The 16749-nt window shown below is 62.0% G+C and carries 16 protein-coding genes; 11 read left to right on the top strand and 5 right to left on the bottom strand.

The genetic code is table 11. The annotated features are described in order from the left end of the window. Nucleotides 1–56 precede the first annotated feature (56 nt). The 10 genes from paaK (at nt 57) to AC3WKX_RS06535 (ending at nt 10500) form a co-directional block, all read left to right on the top strand. Nucleotides 57–1382, top strand: a complete 1326-nt coding sequence (gene paaK, locus AC3WKX_RS06580) for a phenylacetate--CoA ligase PaaK (protein WP_102606076.1) — start codon at nt 57–59, stop codon at nt 1380–1382. Between the two features lie 412 nt (nt 1383–1794). Continuing rightward, nucleotides 1795–2784: a 1,2-phenylacetyl-CoA epoxidase subunit PaaA gene (gene paaA, locus AC3WKX_RS06575; RefSeq protein WP_003208897.1), complete on the top strand. Its 990-nt coding sequence runs from the start codon at nt 1795–1797 to the stop codon at nt 2782–2784. 27 nt (nt 2785–2811) lie between these two features. Continuing rightward, the gene (paaB, locus tag AC3WKX_RS06570) at nt 2812–3093 is read left to right on the top strand and encodes a 1,2-phenylacetyl-CoA epoxidase subunit PaaB (RefSeq protein WP_003208899.1); all 282 of its coding nucleotides are present in this window, start codon (nt 2812–2814) and stop codon (nt 3091–3093) included. 8 nt (nt 3094–3101) lie between these two features. Continuing rightward, nucleotides 3102–3863, top strand: a complete 762-nt coding sequence (paaC, locus tag AC3WKX_RS06565) for a 1,2-phenylacetyl-CoA epoxidase subunit PaaC (RefSeq protein WP_003208901.1) — start codon at nt 3102–3104, stop codon at nt 3861–3863. Next, nucleotides 3850–4383, top strand: a complete 534-nt coding sequence (gene paaD / locus AC3WKX_RS06560; protein ID WP_102368708.1) for a 1,2-phenylacetyl-CoA epoxidase subunit PaaD — start codon at nt 3850–3852, stop codon at nt 4381–4383. Before paaC ends, paaD begins: the two co-directional genes overlap by 14 nt. A gap of 33 nt (nt 4384–4416) precedes the next feature. Further along, complete coding sequence (gene paaE / locus AC3WKX_RS06555) at nt 4417–5493, top strand: 1,2-phenylacetyl-CoA epoxidase subunit PaaE (protein ID WP_003208905.1); 1077 nt, start codon at nt 4417–4419, stop codon at nt 5491–5493. A gap of 161 nt (nt 5494–5654) precedes the next feature. Continuing rightward, nucleotides 5655–5963, top strand: coding sequence for a DUF485 domain-containing protein (locus AC3WKX_RS06550; protein ID WP_003208907.1), 309 nt, complete (start codon nt 5655–5657; stop codon nt 5961–5963). After that, on the top strand, nt 5960–7606 hold the full coding sequence (locus tag AC3WKX_RS06545) for a cation acetate symporter (RefSeq protein WP_003208909.1): 1647 nt from the start codon (nt 5960–5962) through the stop codon (nt 7604–7606). Before AC3WKX_RS06550 ends, AC3WKX_RS06545 begins: the two co-directional genes overlap by 4 nt. A gap of 29 nt (nt 7607–7635) precedes the next feature. Beyond that, nucleotides 7636–9690, top strand: coding sequence for a phenylacetic acid degradation bifunctional protein PaaZ (gene paaZ / locus AC3WKX_RS06540; protein ID WP_102604582.1), 2055 nt, complete (start codon nt 7636–7638; stop codon nt 9688–9690). A 258-nt stretch (nt 9691–9948) separates the two neighbouring features. After that, the gene (locus AC3WKX_RS06535; RefSeq protein ID WP_102604583.1) at nt 9949–10500 is read left to right on the top strand and encodes a GNAT family N-acetyltransferase; all 552 of its coding nucleotides are present in this window, start codon (nt 9949–9951) and stop codon (nt 10498–10500) included. A gap of 2 nt (nt 10501–10502) precedes the next feature. On the opposite strand, the gene AC3WKX_RS06530 is transcribed toward AC3WKX_RS06535, so the two are convergent. The 5 genes from AC3WKX_RS06530 to AC3WKX_RS06510 form a co-directional block, all read right to left on the bottom strand. Continuing rightward, a complete protein-coding gene (locus AC3WKX_RS06530) occupies nt 10503–11516 on the bottom strand; it encodes a GNAT family N-acetyltransferase (protein WP_102604584.1) in 1014 nt (337 codons plus the stop codon). A gap of 14 nt (nt 11517–11530) precedes the next feature. Further along, the gene (tauD, locus tag AC3WKX_RS06525; RefSeq protein ID WP_102607480.1) at nt 11531–12364 is read right to left on the bottom strand and encodes a taurine dioxygenase; all 834 of its coding nucleotides are present in this window, start codon (nt 12362–12364) and stop codon (nt 11531–11533) included. Nucleotides 12365–12366: 2 nt separating this feature from the next. After that, on the bottom strand, nt 12367–13353 hold the full coding sequence (gene tauA / locus AC3WKX_RS06520; RefSeq protein WP_087694293.1) for a taurine ABC transporter substrate-binding protein: 987 nt from the start codon (nt 13351–13353) through the stop codon (nt 12367–12369). 165 nt (nt 13354–13518) lie between these two features. Further along, a complete protein-coding gene (locus AC3WKX_RS06515; RefSeq protein ID WP_003208921.1) occupies nt 13519–14388 on the bottom strand; it encodes an isocitrate lyase/PEP mutase family protein in 870 nt (289 codons plus the stop codon). Between the two features lie 142 nt (nt 14389–14530). Further along, nucleotides 14531–15658, bottom strand: coding sequence for an alpha/beta hydrolase family protein (locus AC3WKX_RS06510; protein ID WP_102604586.1), 1128 nt, complete (start codon nt 15656–15658; stop codon nt 14531–14533). A 163-nt stretch (nt 15659–15821) separates the two neighbouring features. Between AC3WKX_RS06510 and AC3WKX_RS06505 the strand changes: the two genes are divergently transcribed. After that, nucleotides 15822–16661 (top strand): EcsC family protein, encoded by an 840-nt coding sequence (locus AC3WKX_RS06505; protein WP_003208925.1) that lies wholly within the window; start codon nt 15822–15824, stop codon nt 16659–16661. Nucleotides 16662–16749 lie beyond the last annotated feature (88 nt).

Below are 16749 nucleotides of genomic sequence, written 5' to 3'. Positions count from 1 at the left end.
ACTCAAAGCCCACGGTGTGCGGTGGGCTGATACACAAAAATAATTCGAGTGAACTCATGAACATGCCTATTCCAAACGCCGTGCTTAACCCTGTGCTGGACCCGCTGGAAACCGCCAGCGTCGACGAACTGCGCGCCCATCAACTGGAGCGCTTGCGCTGGAGCCTGCGCCACGCCTACCAGAATGTGCCGCTGTACCGTCAGCGCTTCGACGCGCTGGGGGTGCACCCGGATGACATCAAGTCCCTGGACGACCTGGCCAGGTTCCCGTTCACCACCAAGGGCGACCTGCGGGACAGTTACCCCTACGGCATGTTTGCCGTGCCGATGAACGAGGTGGTGCGCCTGCATGCGTCCAGCGGCACTACCGGCAAGCCGACGGTGGTGGGTTACACCCAGAACGACATCGACACCTGGGCCAACGTGGTGGCCCGCTCGATCCGCGCGGCCGGTGGGCGACGTGGCGACAAGGTGCATATTTCCTATGGCTACGGGCTGTTCACCGGCGGCCTTGGTGCCCACTACGGCGCGGAACGCCTGGGTTGTACGGTGATTCCGATGTCCGGCGGGCAGACGGAAAAACAGGTGCAACTGATCAAGGATTTCCAGCCGGACATCATCATGGTCACGCCCTCGTACATGCTGAACATTGCCGATGAAATCGAGCGCCAGGGCATTGATCCACAGAAGCTGGCGTTGCGACTGGGGATCTTTGGGGCCGAGCCGTGGACTGCCGAGCTGCGCAGTGCAATCGAGGCGCGACTGGGGATTACGGCGCTGGATATTTACGGGCTGTCGGAAATCATGGGGCCTGGGGTGGCCATGGAGTGTGCGGAAACCAAGGATGGCCCGACCATTTGGGAGGATCACTTCTACCCGGAGATCATCGACCCGGTGACGGGTGAGGTGCTGCCGGATGGGCAGATGGGAGAACTGGTGTTTACCTCCTTGAGCAAGGAGGCGCTGCCGATGATTCGCTACCGCACCCGGGATTTGACGCGGTTGCTGCCGGGGACAGCGCGGCCGATGCGGCGGATCGACAAGATCACCGGGCGCAGTGATGACATGCTGATCATTCGCGGGGTTAATGTGTTTCCCACGCAGATCGAGGAGCAGGTGCTTAAAATAAAACAGCTTTCAGAGTGTTATGAGATACATCTGTATCGTAATGGCAACCTGGACAGTGTGGATGTGCATGTGGAGCTCAAGGCTGAGCATCAGCACCTCAATGCTGAACAACAGAAAGCCGTCTCCAGCGAACTGAGCAAGCACATCAAGACGTATATCGGGATCAGCTCGCGCATCGTTTTGCAGCCGCTGCATTCGATCAAGCGGTCTGAGGGCAAGGCTTGCCATGTGATGGATCGTCGCCCTAAGGCATGACTGCTGCACCTTTTTGGCCCCGCATTTGCGGGGCTTTTTTTTGCTCGTTTTTTGGGGTGGGGGTAGAGCACCAGCAAAATCAAAGGCGCACACGGTTCAAATGTGGGAGCGGGCTTGCTCGCGAAGGTCGTTAACAATGACGCGGGCATCCTGATTCAACGCGGCGCACTCAGGTTCTTCGCGAGCAAGCCCGCTCCCACATAAAGCGGCCCTGTTTTTTGCCTACTGGTCCTGCTTACCACGATGACCGGGAACCCTATGCCGCCGTTACCGTAGCGACAAATATCTGCTCCCTTCCCGCAAAGCGATACAAAATCAAATAACGACACCATATTTTGTGTTTGATATTAATTTCCGTATCGCTTATAAAGTCCTCCATGCCTACGACAAAACACAAGGCGGGAGACCCCCCATGTACGCACAGCTTGTAGAAACCGGAGTAAAGCGCATCAAGGACCTCTCCGAGATGTCCGACCAGGAACGCGCCTTCCAGGAAAAAATCGACGCCGAAATCAAGATCGAAGCCAAGAACTGGATGCCCGACGCCTACCGTCAAACCCTGATCCGCCAGATCTCCCAACACGCCCACTCGGAAATCGTCGGCATGCTGCCCGAGGGCAACTGGGTCACCCGCGCCCCCACCCTCAAACGCAAGCTGCAACTGATGGCCAAGATCCAGGACGAAGCCGGCCACGGCCTGTACCTCTACAGCGCCATGGAAACCCTGGGCGCCGACCGCGACGAAGAAATCGCCAAGCTCCACAGCGGCAAGGCCAAGTACTCCAGCATCTTCAACTACCCCACCCTGAACTGGGCCGACATGGGCGCAGTAGGCTGGCTGGTAGACGGCGCCGCCATCGTCAACCAGGTGGTACTGCAGCGCACCTCCTACGGCCCCTACTCCCGGGCCATGGTGCGCATCTGCAAGGAAGAAAGCTTTCACCAGCGCCAGGGCTACGAACTGCTGCTGACCATGATGCGCCAGGGCACCCAGGCGCAAAAAGACATGGTCCAGGACGCGATCAACCGCCTCTGGTGGCCATCGCTGATGATGTTCGGCCCCAGCGACGAACACTCCCCCAACAGCGCCCAATCCATGGCCTGGAAAATCAAGCGCCAGAGCAACGACGAACTGCGCCAGCGCTTCATCGACCAGACCATCCCGCAGCTGGAGCTGCTGGGCTGCACCTGCCCCGACCCGGACCTGAAGTGGAACGCCGAACGCGGCCATTACGATTTCGGCGAGATCCAGTGGAGCGAGTTCTACGAAGTGCTCAAGGGCAACGGCCCGTGCAACCAGGAACGCGTCGCCACCCGCCGCAAGGCGATTGAAGACGGTGCCTGGGTACGCGAAGCCGCCGTCGCCCACGCCCGTAAAAAACAGAACAAGAACGCCGCCTGATCGGCCACCTGATGTGGAGTTACCGTTATGTCTGAATGGACCCTGTTTGAAGTCTTCGTGCGCAGCAAGCACGGCCTGAATCACAAGCACGTGGGCAGCGTGCACGCCGCCGACACCACCATGGCCATCGAGAATGCCCGGGAGCTGTACACCCGCCGCAGTGAAGGCGTGAGCCTGTGGGTAGTGCCTTCCGCGCTGATCACCGCCTCGTCGCCGGACGAGAAGGACCCGCTGTTCGACCCGGCCGATGACAAGGTCTACCGCCACGCCAGCTTCTACGAGTTGCCGGCCGAAGTCGGGCATATGTGAGGTCGACCATGAACCCTGAAACCGATCTGATCGAATACCTGCTGCGCCTCGGCGACAGCGCCCTGATCCAGGGCCAGCGCCTGTGCCAGTGGTGCGGCCATGCGCCGGCGCTGGAAGAAGAACTGGCACTGATGAACGTCGGCCTCGACTTGGTGGGCCAGGCGCGCAACTGGCTGGAATACGCCGCCGAGCTGCTGGACGACGGGCGCGACGCCGATCACCTGGCCTTCCGCCGGGATGAGCGGGCCTATCGCAACCTGCTGCTGGTGGAACAACCCAACGGCGACTACGCGGTGACCATCCTCAAGCAATTCCTGTATGACGCCTGGCACTTGCCGGTGTTGAGCGGCCTGGCCCAATCCAGCGACGAACGCATCGCCGGCATCGCGGCCAAGGCGGTGAAGGAAGTCACCTATCACCTGCGCCGCTCCGGCGAGTGGGTGGAGCGCCTGGGAGACGGCACCGAGGAAAGCCATAAACGCATGCTCGCGGCGATCCCCGAGCTGTGGCGGTTCACCGTGGAACTGACCGGCGCCGACGACAGTGAACAGCGCCTGCACGCCGCCGGCATTACGCCGGACGCCGCTCAGGTTGCCGCAGCGTGGCAGACCCAGGTCAGCGAAATCTTTACCAGCGCCACCCTGCCCCTGCCGCCTGCTGCGAGCTATTTCTACCTGGATGCACGCCGCGGTTTGCACAGCGAGCACCTGGGAATTTTGTTGGCGGAAATGCAGTTTTTGCCCCGAGCGTACCCCGATGCAACCTGGTGAACTGATCGCCAGCGACCAGGGCGCACGCCCGGCGCAACCCACCGACCTGGCTGCCGCGTGGGCCACCCTGGCGCAGGTCATGGACCCGGAAGTGCCGGTGGTGAGCGTGGTCGACCTGGGCATAGTGCGCGACCTGGACTGGCAGGCCGGCCACTTGCATGTGGTGGTCACGCCGACCTACTCCGGCTGCCCCGCCACCGAAGTGATCGAGGGCGATATCCGCGATGCATTGGAGCTGGCAGGTTTCCGCGCGCCGCAACTGGAACGCAAGCTGACCCCGGCCTGGACCACCGACTGGATCACCAGCAGCGGCCGCGAACGCCTGCGGGCCTACGGCATCGCACCGCCCCAAGGCAGTAGCAGCAAACGCAGCCTGCTGGGAGAAAGCCCGGTGATTGCCTGCCCGCAATGCGGCAGCACCCACACCGAAGTGCTCAGCGAATTCGGCTCCACCGCCTGCAAGGCGCTGTACCGCTGCCGCGATTGCCTGGAACCGTTCGACTATTTCAAGTGCATCTGAGGGGCCAGCGGCCCGCTTGGTTGGAGAACAACAATGAGCAAATTTCACAGCCTGACCATCAAGGATGTGCGCAACGAGACCCGTGACGCGGTGTCCATCGCCTTCGAGATTCCGCAGCATCTGCAAGACAGCTTCCACTTCACCCAGGGCCAGCACCTGGTGATGCGCACCCAGCTGGATGGCGAGGAAGTGCGCCGTTCCTATTCGATCTGCACCGGGGTCAATGACGGCGAACTGCGCATCGCCATCAAGCGCGTGGCCGGTGGACGGTTCTCCGCATTTGCCAATGAGCAGCTCAAGGCCGGGCACAGCCTGGAAGTGATGCCGCCCGCCGGGCATTTTCATGTGGACCTTGATCCCGCTCGCCACGGCCATTACCTGGCAGTGGCGGCCGGCAGCGGTATCACGCCGATCCTGTCGATCATCAAGACCACCCTGCAAACCGAGCCCCACAGCCGCGTGACGCTGCTGTACGGCAACCGTTCCAGCTCCGGCGCGCTGTTTCGCGAACAGCTCGAAGACCTGAAGAACCGCTACCTGCAGCGCCTGAACCTGATCTTCGTGTTCAGCCGCGAGCAGCAGGATGTCGACCTCTACAACGGCCGCATTAACGCCGAGAAGTGCGAGCAACTGTTCTCCCGCTGGCTCGACGTAAAAGCCCTCGACGCGGCCTTTATCTGCGGCCCGCAGGAGATGACCGAGACCGTGCGCGACAGCCTCAAGGCCAAGGGCATGGCGCCGGAGCGCATCCATTTCGAACTGTTCGCCGCCGCCGGCAGCCAGCACAAGCGCGAGGCCCGCGAAGCGGCGCGGCAAGTGGATGCGGCGGTCAGCCAGATCACGGTGATCAGCGATGGCCGCGCCCTCGCCTTCGACCTGCCCCGCAACACTCAGAGCATCCTCGACGCGGGCAATGCCCAGGGCGCCGAGCTGCCGTATTCGTGCAAGGCCGGCGTGTGCTCCACCTGCAAATGCAAAGTCATCGAAGGCGAAGTGGAGATGGACAGCAACCACGCCCTCGAAGACTACGAAGTGGCCGCCGGCTATGTGCTGTCGTGCCAGGCATTCCCGGTCAGCGACAAGGTGGTACTGGATTTCGATCAGCTTTAAGGACACACCGCTCCCCTGTAGGAGCGAGCTTGCTCGCGAAGATCGTTAACGATGACGCGGATAGCCTGAATCAACGCGGCGCCCTCAGGTTTTTCGCGAGCAAGCTCGCTCCTACAGGACGCTGGTTTAACCACAACAACAATAAAAAGGAGCACACCACCATGACCCCCGACGATATCGAGCGCATCCGTCGACATCCCGATTTCATCCAGTTGGTACGCCGCAAACAGAACCTGTACTGGTCGCTGTCGCTGATCATGCTGGTGATCTATTTCGGGTTTGTGCTGTTGGTGGCGTTCTCCCCGGCTACCCTCGGGCAGTCGTTGAGCGGCGGCGTGACCACCGTGGGCATGCTGGTGGGTGTGGTGATTGTGCTGCTGGCGTTCGCGCTGACCGGCTTTTATGTGTACCGCGCCAACCACGTGATCGACCCGCTGAACGACAAGCTCAAGCAGGAGTGCACAGCATGAGCCGGCTGGTAGCGTGGTTTCTCCTGCCGCTGGCATTGGCCACGGACCTTGCAGTCGCCGCCGACGGCGCATCCCGGCCACTGAACTGGAACGCCATCGGCATGTTCCTGGTGTTCGTGCTGTTCACCCTCGGCGTGACTCGCTGGGCCGCCCTGCGCACCCGTTCCGCCAGCGACTTCTACACCGCCGGCGGCGGCATGAGCGGCTTCCAGAATGGCCTGGCGATTGCCGGCGACATGATCTCGGCGGCGTCATTCCTCGGCATCTCGGCGATGATGTTCCTCAACGGTTATGACGGCCTGCTCTACGCCCTGGGCGTGTTGGCCGGCTGGCCGATCATCCTGTTCCTGATCGCCGAGCGCCTGCGCAACCTGGGCAAGTACACGTTTGCCGATGTGGTGTCCTACCGCCTGGAGCAGACCCCGGTGCGCCTGACCTCGGCCTTCGGCACCCTGACCGTGGCGCTGATGTACCTGGTGGCGCAGATGGTGGGCGCCGGCAAGCTGATCGAGCTGCTGTTCGGCATCGACTACCTGTACGCGGTGATGCTGGTGGGCGTGCTGATGGTGTTCTACGTGACCTTCGGCGGCATGCTCGCCACCACCTGGGTGCAGATCATCAAGGCGGTGATGTTGCTGTTCGGCACCACCTTCATGGCATTCATGGTGCTCAAGCACTTTGGTTTCAGCACCGAGGCGATGTTCGCCGGGGCCACCGCCGTGCACGCCAAGGGCAGCGCGATCATGGCGCCGGGCGGCTTGCTGTCGAACCCGATCGATGCGATTTCCCTGGGGCTGGGCATGATGTTCGGCACCGCCGGGTTGCCGCATATCCTGATGCGCTTCTTTACCGTCAGCGACGCCAAGGAAGCGCGCAAGAGCGTGTTCTACGCCACCGGTTTCATTGGCTACTTCTACCTGCTGCTGATCATCGTCGGCTTCGGCGCCATCGTCATGGTGGGTACTGACCCAAGCTTCCGGGATGCCAACGGCGCGATCATCGGCGGCGGCAACATGATCGCCGTGCACCTGGCACAGGCCGTGGGCGGCAACCTGTTCCTGGGGTTCATTTCGGCGGTGGCCTTCGCGACCATCCTGGCCGTGGTCGCCGGGCTGGCGTTGTCCGGCGCGTCGGCGGTGTCCCACGACCTGTATGCCTGCGTGATCCGCAAGGGCCAGGCCAGCGAGCAGCAGGAAATCCGCGTGTCGCGCATCGCCACGCTGTGCATCGGCGTGCTGGCGATCATCCTCGGCCTGCTGTTTGAGTCGCAGAACATTGCGTTCCTGTCCGGCCTGGTACTGGCAATCGCCGCCTCGGTGAATTTCCCGGTGCTGTTCCTCTCGATGTACTGGAAGGGCCTGACCACCCGTGGCGCGGTGACCGGCAGCCTGGCGGGACTGGTCTCGGCCATCGTGCTGCTGGTGCTGAGCCCGGCGGTGTGGGTCAACGTACTGCATTACGACAAGGCGCTGTTCCCCTATTCCAACCCTGCCCTGTTTTCCATGAGCCTGGCGTTTTTCAGCGCCTGGGTCTTTTCCGTCACCGACCGCTCGCCCCGCGCTGCCGTTGAACGCGGGCGTTACCTGGCGCAGTTCATTCGCTCCATGACCGGCATTGGTGCCGCAGGCGCCAGCAAACACTAACTCTCATTTTCCAACCCGGAGGAATCGTGATGTCTCACGCCCCTACCCTGCAAAGTTTTATCGCTGGCCGCTGGATCGGCCAACACGGCGCCCAGGTGCTGCGCAGCGCCATTGACGGCCACGAGCTGGCACGCACTCACGAGGAGCGCCCGGACTTCGCCGAAGCCATCGAACACGGGCGCCGCCAGGGAGTCAGCGGGCTGATGGCCCTGGATTTCCAGCAGCGGGCCCAGCGCCTCAAGGCCATCGCGCTGTACCTGAGCGAGCGCAAGGAACAGCTCTACGCCCTCTCCCACCACAGCGGCGCGACCCGTGCCGACAGCTGGATCGATATCGAAGGCGGCAACAGCACGCTGTTCACCTACGCCAGCCTGGGCTCGCGGGAATTGCCGTCGGGCAATATCGTCCACGAAGGCCCGGCGATGCAGCTGAGCAAGCTCGGCAGCTTTGCCGGCACCCATATCCTGGTGCCTCGTGGCGGCCTGGTGGTGCACATCAACGCGTTCAACTTCCCGATCTGGGGCATGCTGGAAAAATTCGCCCCGAGTTTCCTGGCGGGCATGCCATGCATCGTCAAGCCGGCCAGCGCCACCAGCTACCTGACCGAAGCCGTGGTGCGCCTGATGGACGAATCCGGCCTGCTGCCACCCGGCAGCCTGCAACTGGTGATCGGCAGCACCGGCGACCTGCTCGACCGCCTGCAAGGCCAGGACGTGGTGACCTTCACCGGCTCCGCCGACACCGCCGCCAAGCTGCGGGTCAACCCGAACCTGATCCGCAACTCGGTGCCGTTCAACGCCGAGGCCGACTCGCTGAACTGCGCGATCCTCGCCCCGGACGTAAGCCCGGACGACGAAGAGTTTGAGCTGTTCATCAAGGAAGTCGCCCGGGAAATGACCACCAAGGCCGGGCAGAAATGCACCGCCATTCGCCGCGCCATCGTGCCGGCCAAACATATCGACGCCGTCGCCACCCGCCTGCGGGACCGCCTGAAAAAAGTTGTGGTGGGCGACCCGTCGGTGGAAGGCGTGCGCATGGGCGCACTGGCCTCCCACGACCAGCAGAAAGACGTGGCCGACCGCCTGGAAAGCCTGTTGCAGAGCAGCGACATGCTGTTCGGCGCCCGCGACGGCTTTGAACCCCGCGGTGAAAACGTCAGCCAGGGCGCGTTCTTCGCCCCGACCCTGCTGCAAGCCCGCGACCCGTATGCGGAAGGCGGCGCCCACGACATCGAGGCCTTCGGCCCGGTCAGCACGCTGATGGCCTACGACGACCTCGACGAAGCCCTGGCCCTGGCCGCACGCGGCAAAGGCAGCCTCGTCGCGAGCCTGATCACCAAAGACCCGCAGATCGCTGCCAAAGCCATCCCGGTGGCTGCCGCGTGGCACGGCCGCCTGCTGGTGCTCGACCGCGAATCCGCCGCCGAATCCACCGGCCACGGCTCGCCCCTGCCGCAACTCAAGCACGGCGGCCCGGGCCGCGCCGGTGGCGGCGAAGAACTCGGCGGCTTGCGCGCCGTGAAACACTACCTGCAACGCGCAGCAGTACAGGGCTCACCGACCATGCTGGCGGCGGTCACCGGCGAGTACGTACGCGGCGCCAAGGTCATCGAGACCGAAGTGCACCCGTTCCGCCGCTTCTTCCAGGACCTGCAGATTGGCGAATCGCTGCTGACCCACCGCCGCACCGTCACCGAGGCCGACCTGGTGAACTTCGGCTGCCTGTCGGGCGATCACTTCTACATGCACTTCGATGACATCGCAGCCAAGGAATCGCAATTCGGCAAACGCATTGCCCATGGTTACTTTGTGCTGTCGGCGGCGGCCGGGCTGTTTGTGTCCCCGGCACCGGGGCCGGTGCTGGCGAACTACGGACTGGACACCCTGCGGTTTATCAACCCGGTGGGCATTGGCGACACCATCCAGGCGCGGCTGACCTGCAAGCGCAAGATCGACCAGGGCAAGAAGAGCCCCCAGGGCATTCCGCAAGGCGTGGTGGCGTGGGATGTGGAGGTGACCAACCAGTTGGGTGAGCTGGTGGCCAGTTATGACATCTTGACGTTGGTGGTCAAACGCGAGGAGTGAGTGCTGAAACCAATGTGGGAGCTGTCGAGCCCCGGCGAGGCTGCGATGGGATCACCGCGCCGTACCTGCCAGACCGCGGCGCCTGCATCGCAGCCTCGCTGGGGCTCGACAGCTCCCACAGTTGGTCTCAGTGGATCTCAGTTGATCAGGAGCGTGTATTCGTATCCCGTGACGCCCTGCGTCACCACTGAACAGATTGATTTTTTATTCCGCACGACACACCTTAGCGAATCGTTTTTCTAAAAGGTGACGCCCGCAGTGTCCGATTTTCCGACTCTCAAAACCGAACGCCTGACCCTCAGAGAACTTACACAGGAGGATGCGGTGGGGTTGTTTGCGATTCATAGCGACGCTGAAGCAATGAAGTGGTTCGGTGCCGACCCAATTACCGAGCCTCATCAAGCGGAGCAACTGATCGAGCTGTTTGCCAGTTGGCGCACCTCACCCAATCCGGGGATTCGCTGGGGGATTGAGGACATAGCCACGGCAGCGCTGATCGGCACCTGTGGTTTCTTCAAATGGAATCGTGCGTGGCGCAGTTGTGCCATAGGGTTTGAGATGGCGCAATCGGCACAGGGACAGGGGCTCATGAAGGAGGCGGTTTACGCCGCCCTTCGATGGGCGTTCCAGCACATGGAACTCAACAGGATCGAGGCGCTGGTTCATCCTGACAACGCTCGGTCACTGAACCTGCTTGAGAAAGCCGGGTTCGTGCGTGAAGGAACGTTGAGGCAGGCGGGTTACTGGAACGCAGCTCATCAAGACCTGGTTCAGCTTTCGCTGCTGCGTGGGGAGTGTGAGTACCTTTAGTGTCAGCGCGCGGTCCGGCGGTAAACCAGCGTATCGCGTACGCCGAAGTACTCGCAGCGCCGCGCGCCTTGAAGGGTTTCCACCCATTCAAACCCCGTTGCCTCAGCCAGTCGTTGACTGGATATGTTCGCCGAAGAAGTGGTCAGGCGCAGTGTGTGCCCGCTCAACTGCGAAACCAGAGCGGTCAATGCCTCCCTCATCAGCCCATGACCGGCGTGTGCCTGATTGCCCCAATAGCCAACTTCGTAGCTGTGAATCTCATCGGCCAGCGGCAGCAGGCCGATACAGCCCACCAATGCCTGGGGCTCGTCGCGAGATAACAGGAAATACCGTTTCTCCCCGACAGGCGCATCGAAGTCTTTTGCCGCGCGCTGCAGGCTTTCCTGCGTGTCCTCCCGCGTCCAGTGCGGCTTGCTCCATACGAGAAACCGGCGGTGCAGTGCGTAGCTGGCGTTCAAGGCATCGGCGAGTTTTTCAGCGAGCGCCACGTCGGGCGCAACCAGGGTCATCCGGTCAGTTTGCAGGGTTGTGGGCAGCGGCGCCTGCTGTTCAATGGTTTGCACCCACACGAATCCTTCGTCTTCACTGGGTGGCTCGAGCATGCTGAACACGCTTTTCAGCGCGTCCTCCGGCACCTTTTTGTCGGCATTGCGTTGGGCATTTCGCGATAACGCCAGCTCCAGCGGTGCACTCACCAGGATGCCGATCACCGGGACTGCATATTCCCTCGCGATGGACAGCAGCTCCTCCCGATGACGCCGCGCCGGCAAAGCAGCATCGAAGACGATTGCGCCGTGCCCCAATCGCTCAAGGTTTTCCGCCACCCAGCGAGACTTGCCCGCCCCCTGCACGCCCATGACCACGTACACATGAGTGCCCTTTGCCGCCTGTGACAGCTCGTGCCTCAACCGCGCATACGCGAGCTGCCATGCCTGTCGATTTCGTTCAGGCGTGAATTCCCTGCCGAACTCGGTTTCCAGATAGTCGTCAGGGTTGATCACCAAGGGCAAGTCCATCGACCGATCCTCCATCAAAAAGGCACGTCACCCAAAATCGTCGCGCGGTGCATCACCCGCCTTTGCGGTCGGTAATCATCAATCGCGTAATGCTGGGTAATGCGGTTATCCCAGAACGCTACATCATTCGCCTTCCATCGCCAACGCACGGTGAATTCCGGACGGCTCACGTGGCTGAACAATAACCGCAACAACGCATCACTTTCCGCCGCCTCAAGCTCATTGATCCGCGTGGTAAAGCCTTCATTCACAAACAATGCCTTGCGCCCGGTGGCAGGATGCGTCCTGACCACCGGGTGTGACAGCGGCGGGTGATCCTTCCGGGCTTTTTCGTAGCGCGCCAATGCTTCGGGCGTGCTGCCGAAGCGCTCGGTGGGAAATGATTTGGTCAATTCGTGGGTGGCGGTCAGGCCGTCGAGCAGTTGCCTGACGGGGGCCGATAACCCTTCAAACGCAGCCACGCCATTGGCCCACAACGTATCCCCGCCGAACGCAGGCACTTGCCTGGCCGCCAACACGGAGCCCATCGCCGGTGCGGCGAGGAAGGTCACATCGGTGTGCCAGATGGCGTTGTCGCGGACATCGGTCACGGCGGTGTCGATCAGCAGCAGTTCCGGGTGCCGGTCAACGTGCGGGTAAATCGGATGCCGGTGCAAATCACCAAACCGCGCGGCAAATGCCACGTGCTGCCCGGGGGTAATGGCCTGGTTACGGAAGAACAACACCTGGTGCTGCAGCAGTGCTTGCTCCACCCAGTCGTGTTGTTGATCCGTCAGAGGCAGGGTCATATCCAGCCCCTCAACCTCGGCGCCGATGGTAGGGCCAAGGGGATGAAGCGTCAGGCCCATGATTATTCTCCGATGAACTTGTCGCTGACGAAGGCGGAATAGTCAGGCAGGACCTTTTCGATTTTTCCCTGCTCTTTCAGAAATTCGGCGGTCTTGCCGATTTCCCTGGCGGTGCCACCGGCGAGGTATTGCGCGCTTTTTTGTTCGGCGGCCGTCGGGAACGACGAGCCTTCGAGCAGCTCGGGAATGTCCGCAGCGTTGGCGCCTGTGAGCCGGGCGATGCTCTTCACGGGGGCAGAATCAGCGGTCCAGTCTTTTTTATGCGCGGCGTAATCGGCAATCGCCGCCAGGCTGACCCTGGCAAAATCGGCAACGACCTTCGGATTCTTTTCAGCGAAATCCTTGCGCGCTACCCACACCTCAAAGGTCGGGGCGCCCCAGTTGGAAACTTCGGCAGCATCCGTGAGGATCTTGCCGGTCTTGCGGATTTCACCCAGGGCAGGCGACCAGGTAAACGCCCCGTCGATATCGCCGCGGGCCCAGGCGGCGGTGATTTGTGCCGGTGTCAGGTTGACGATGTTGACTTTGCGCGGGTCCAGGTTCCAGTGCTTCAGCGCGCCCAGCAGGCTGTAATGGGAGGTCGACACAAAGGGCACGGCGATGGTTTTGCCGATCAGGTCATCAGGGGTCTTGATCCCGCTGCCGTCGCGAACCACCAGGGCCTCGGAACTGCGAATCTGCGCGCTGACAATGAACGCCACCAGCGGCATGTTTCGCGAAGCCGCCGCGGCCAACGGGCTGGAACCCAGGTTGCCGATCTGCACATCACCGGAAGCCATGGCGGCCAGGACGGCCGGGCCCGCGTCGAATCTGCGCCAATCGATCTTCTGGCCGATACCTTTTTCATATTCGCCATCGGCGATGGCGCGTTTGATCGGGTCGATGCCGTTGATGTAGCCGATGGTGAGGTCAGCGGATTGAGCGCTTAGGGAGAGGACAGCGAGGCCCACGGCCGAGAGGAGGTTGCGGGCCAGTTTCAGCGTGTTCATTTTTATAGATTCCTGAGCGGATAAGACTTGAACAGCGCGGACTCCGGCTCTCCAAGGGTCAACTCAGTTAGATGATATTGATCTATAAAAAATAAAATAAATAATTTTATGGAATTAGCTTAGAGCTTCTGCAGGAGCGATCAAGCTCGCTCCTGCAGGGTCATGTCACTCTTGGACATCCATGAACTCTTTGGCCCAGCTCACGTAGGTGTCGGGGAACGTGTAGGTGTGGGTCAGTTCGCTGGCGGTCAGGTTTGACGTGCTGCGCGTCAGGTTGCGCTGTTCGCGAAGGCTGTCGTAGGTGGCCTTGATCGAGGCGAAGTACGCGCCGTGCCCGGCAACCACAATCCGCACACCCAATTTGGCCAGGCGTTCGTTGTCATTGAGATGCGGGTTGGCGTAGGTCACCAGCATCAACGGCACCGTCAGGCCTTCGGCGATCTGTTCAAGGTGGTCGAAGTCACGGACACCCACCATGCAGATGCCGTCTGCGCCAGCCTCTTGATACGCCTTGGTGCGATGGATAACGTCCTCCACCGGCAGCACGGCGGCGTTGGTCCGGGCGATGATCGAAAGCTGCGGATCGACCCGGGCCTCCAGGGCCGCCTTGACCTTGCCCACGCCCTCTTCCGTGCTGATGAGGTCGGTGGATTTGCGCCCGAACTGCGCGGGCAGCAGGGTATCTTCAATGGTCAGCGCCGAGACGCCAGCACGCTCCAGTTCCTGGACGGTGCGCATCACGTTCAGTGCATTTCCGTAGCCGTGGTCGGCGTCGGCGATCACCGGAAGCTGCGCCACCCGGCCGATGCGGGTGGCCTGCTCGACGAACTCACTCAGGGTAATCAGCGCGAAGTCCGGTGCAGCCAGGACCTGTAATGACGCCACCGAGCCTCCCAGGATGCCGACTTCGAAGCCCAGGTCTGCAGCGATCCTGGCGGACATCGGGTCGAACACCGAGGCGGTGTGAAAGCAGTGTTGGGAGGCCAGCAGCTCGCGAAACGAGCGCCGTAGATCCTGGTGGGAAATTTTCGACATGTTCACTCCTCACTGTCGCCGTATACGCGGGAACGACCAGTGCCAATTCAAAAGTAAGGCTAGCGTATCACGCCGGAAAAAGATGGTTGATGACGTTTGAGAAACTTATACATCACGCTTGGCGGGGGGAAGCCCGCCGCCATTACTTCAACCGTCCCGCCTCACCCAGCCAGGTTGACGCGCCCTGTCGCAACCATTCGGTGGCGGCGGGATTGTGTTTGACCCGGCTATCCAGGAACGCCAAACCCATGGCCTGAATCGCGGCCACCTGCTTGGGGTCCGGCGCCGGTTCGCCCGCCATCGGGCCGCCGCCGCCAGGTTTGGCGCCGTGCTTGTGCCCTCGCCCCTTGGGCGCGTCGCCAGACGAAGCACTGCCCTTGTCGGTCCTTTTCGCCGGCCGGCTGAACAGCTCGCTCCCGGACAAGGTCTTGTGCGTCGCGCTGTTCAACTCCAGCTGAACACTGCCCGCCGCTGTCACCGACTCGCCCAACACCTCTCGCTGACGGTAAGAGCTGACCCAGTTGAACGGATCTTCATCCTGCTGGCCGGTCATCGACAGCACGGGCGCCGTTATCCGGGCAAACACGTCCGGCCGGGCATCGGCGTCTACATAAGGGCTGAGCAGCAACACCGCCTTGGGTTGAATCCCGACGCCCGGGGTGGCCCCGGGCTCCAGCGCCCCGGCGAGTGCCTCTGCGGTCTGCGCGCCAAAATCAAAGCCGGCCACCACCACCTGGTTCCAGTCGATGGCCGCCAGTTGCGCGTCGCCTTTGGCGGCCCGTGCCCGAACTTCGCTCAGGACTTTCTGCAAGGTCGACAGCCTGTCACGCAGGGCGGCGGCGGAGTAATGACTGCTCGCCATCCCGCGAAAGTCGCCATATAACGCCTGCTGCGAGGCAAAGATCGACTGATCATGGGCGGGTTCCTGAACCGACAACACCGCATAACCGGCCTGCGCCCAAGCCTTGCGCCACGCCACCCCGCCCGAGGCCGGCTCACCCAAACCCGGCAAGTAGATAATCAGCGGCAGGCGCTCATGGGTCACCGGTGCCAGCCACGCAACGTTCACCGATTGCTTGTCGAGCTGCCAGGTCGCGCCCCAGCCGGACGTTTCATAATGGGACGGTTGATACGCGGTGCTCAGTTCCTTGTTGACCCGCTCGCTGAATTCGGCCCGCGGGTTTGGCGGATCGCCCGCACACCCCGCAATCAATCCCAGGCTGCCCACCAGGGCGCTCACCGCCAGCCAGTACCGAGGTTGAAGGTTCATTCGATTCACACCGCCGTTCAGTTCAAGGTAACTGGCAGCCTAACCGACCCGCCGGCGAACGCAGCACCCGCGCAGGTAAAGAATGGGTAAAGCGTGACGGCACGATGGCCCTCTTCGCGGGTCTTTGTTTTATCAAAGCCGGAAAAATTTCAAGGAGACGCCTGTGAGCATCAGAGACAATCCCGAGGACTATCAGGATCTCAAGCGGGCCGTCGGTTTGCTGGAGTCACCCTCCCTGACGGCCAGGCTGTCCGGCATGATCGGCTCCCCGATTGAAAGCGCGGTAAAGGCATTGCCGGGGGTGGTTTCCAAACGGATCAATGGCGCGGTGGCGGCAGCGCTGCATTCATCCGCCGGCGCGGCGCTGAAAAGCCTGGACAACAGTCCGAGAAAACCGGCCTCGACCCGGCTGCACAAGGCTTTTGCGGCCACCTCGGGCGCCATCGGCGGGGCCTTCGGTTTCGCGGCGCTGTTTATCGAGCTGCCGATCTCCACCACCATCATGATGCGCGCGGTCGCCGACGTGGCGCGCAGCGAGGGTTTCGACCTGGGCGACTTTTCGACCAAACAAGCCTGCATCGAGGTGTTTGCCATGGGTGGCACCAGCCAGGCCGACGATGCAACGGAGACCGGTTACTACATGACCCGCAGCTTCACCACCCAGGCCATGCAACAACTGTCCAAGGAACTGGCGGGGATCGCCGCCAAGCAGGGCTCCAAGGCCATCAGCAGCTTGTCCCCGGGCCAAGCCGGGAAATGGCTGGCGATCCTCATCGATAAAGTCGCGACACGTTTTGGCTTTACCATTTCCAGCAAGTTCGCAGCCCAGGCCGTTCCGGTGATGGGCGCCTTTACCGGGGCGACGATCAATACGCTGTTCACCCACTTCTACCAGGACATGGCGCGGGGGCACTTCATCGTGAAACGGCTGGAAGAGAAATATGGTTTTGAGCCCATCAAGGATGCGTACATGGCCATCAAGGCGGCGCCACGGGTGAACTAGAAGCGCGGAAATGCCGGAAAAATTTTTAATGCCGTGCATCCACTTCGCTGCCCCGCGCGTACATTCATCCGCAGGGCGCAAGAATTAG

The sequence above is a fragment of the Pseudomonas sp. GP01-A4 genome (assembly GCF_058780865.1).
This window is presented reverse-complemented; position numbering and strand designations above follow the sequence as displayed.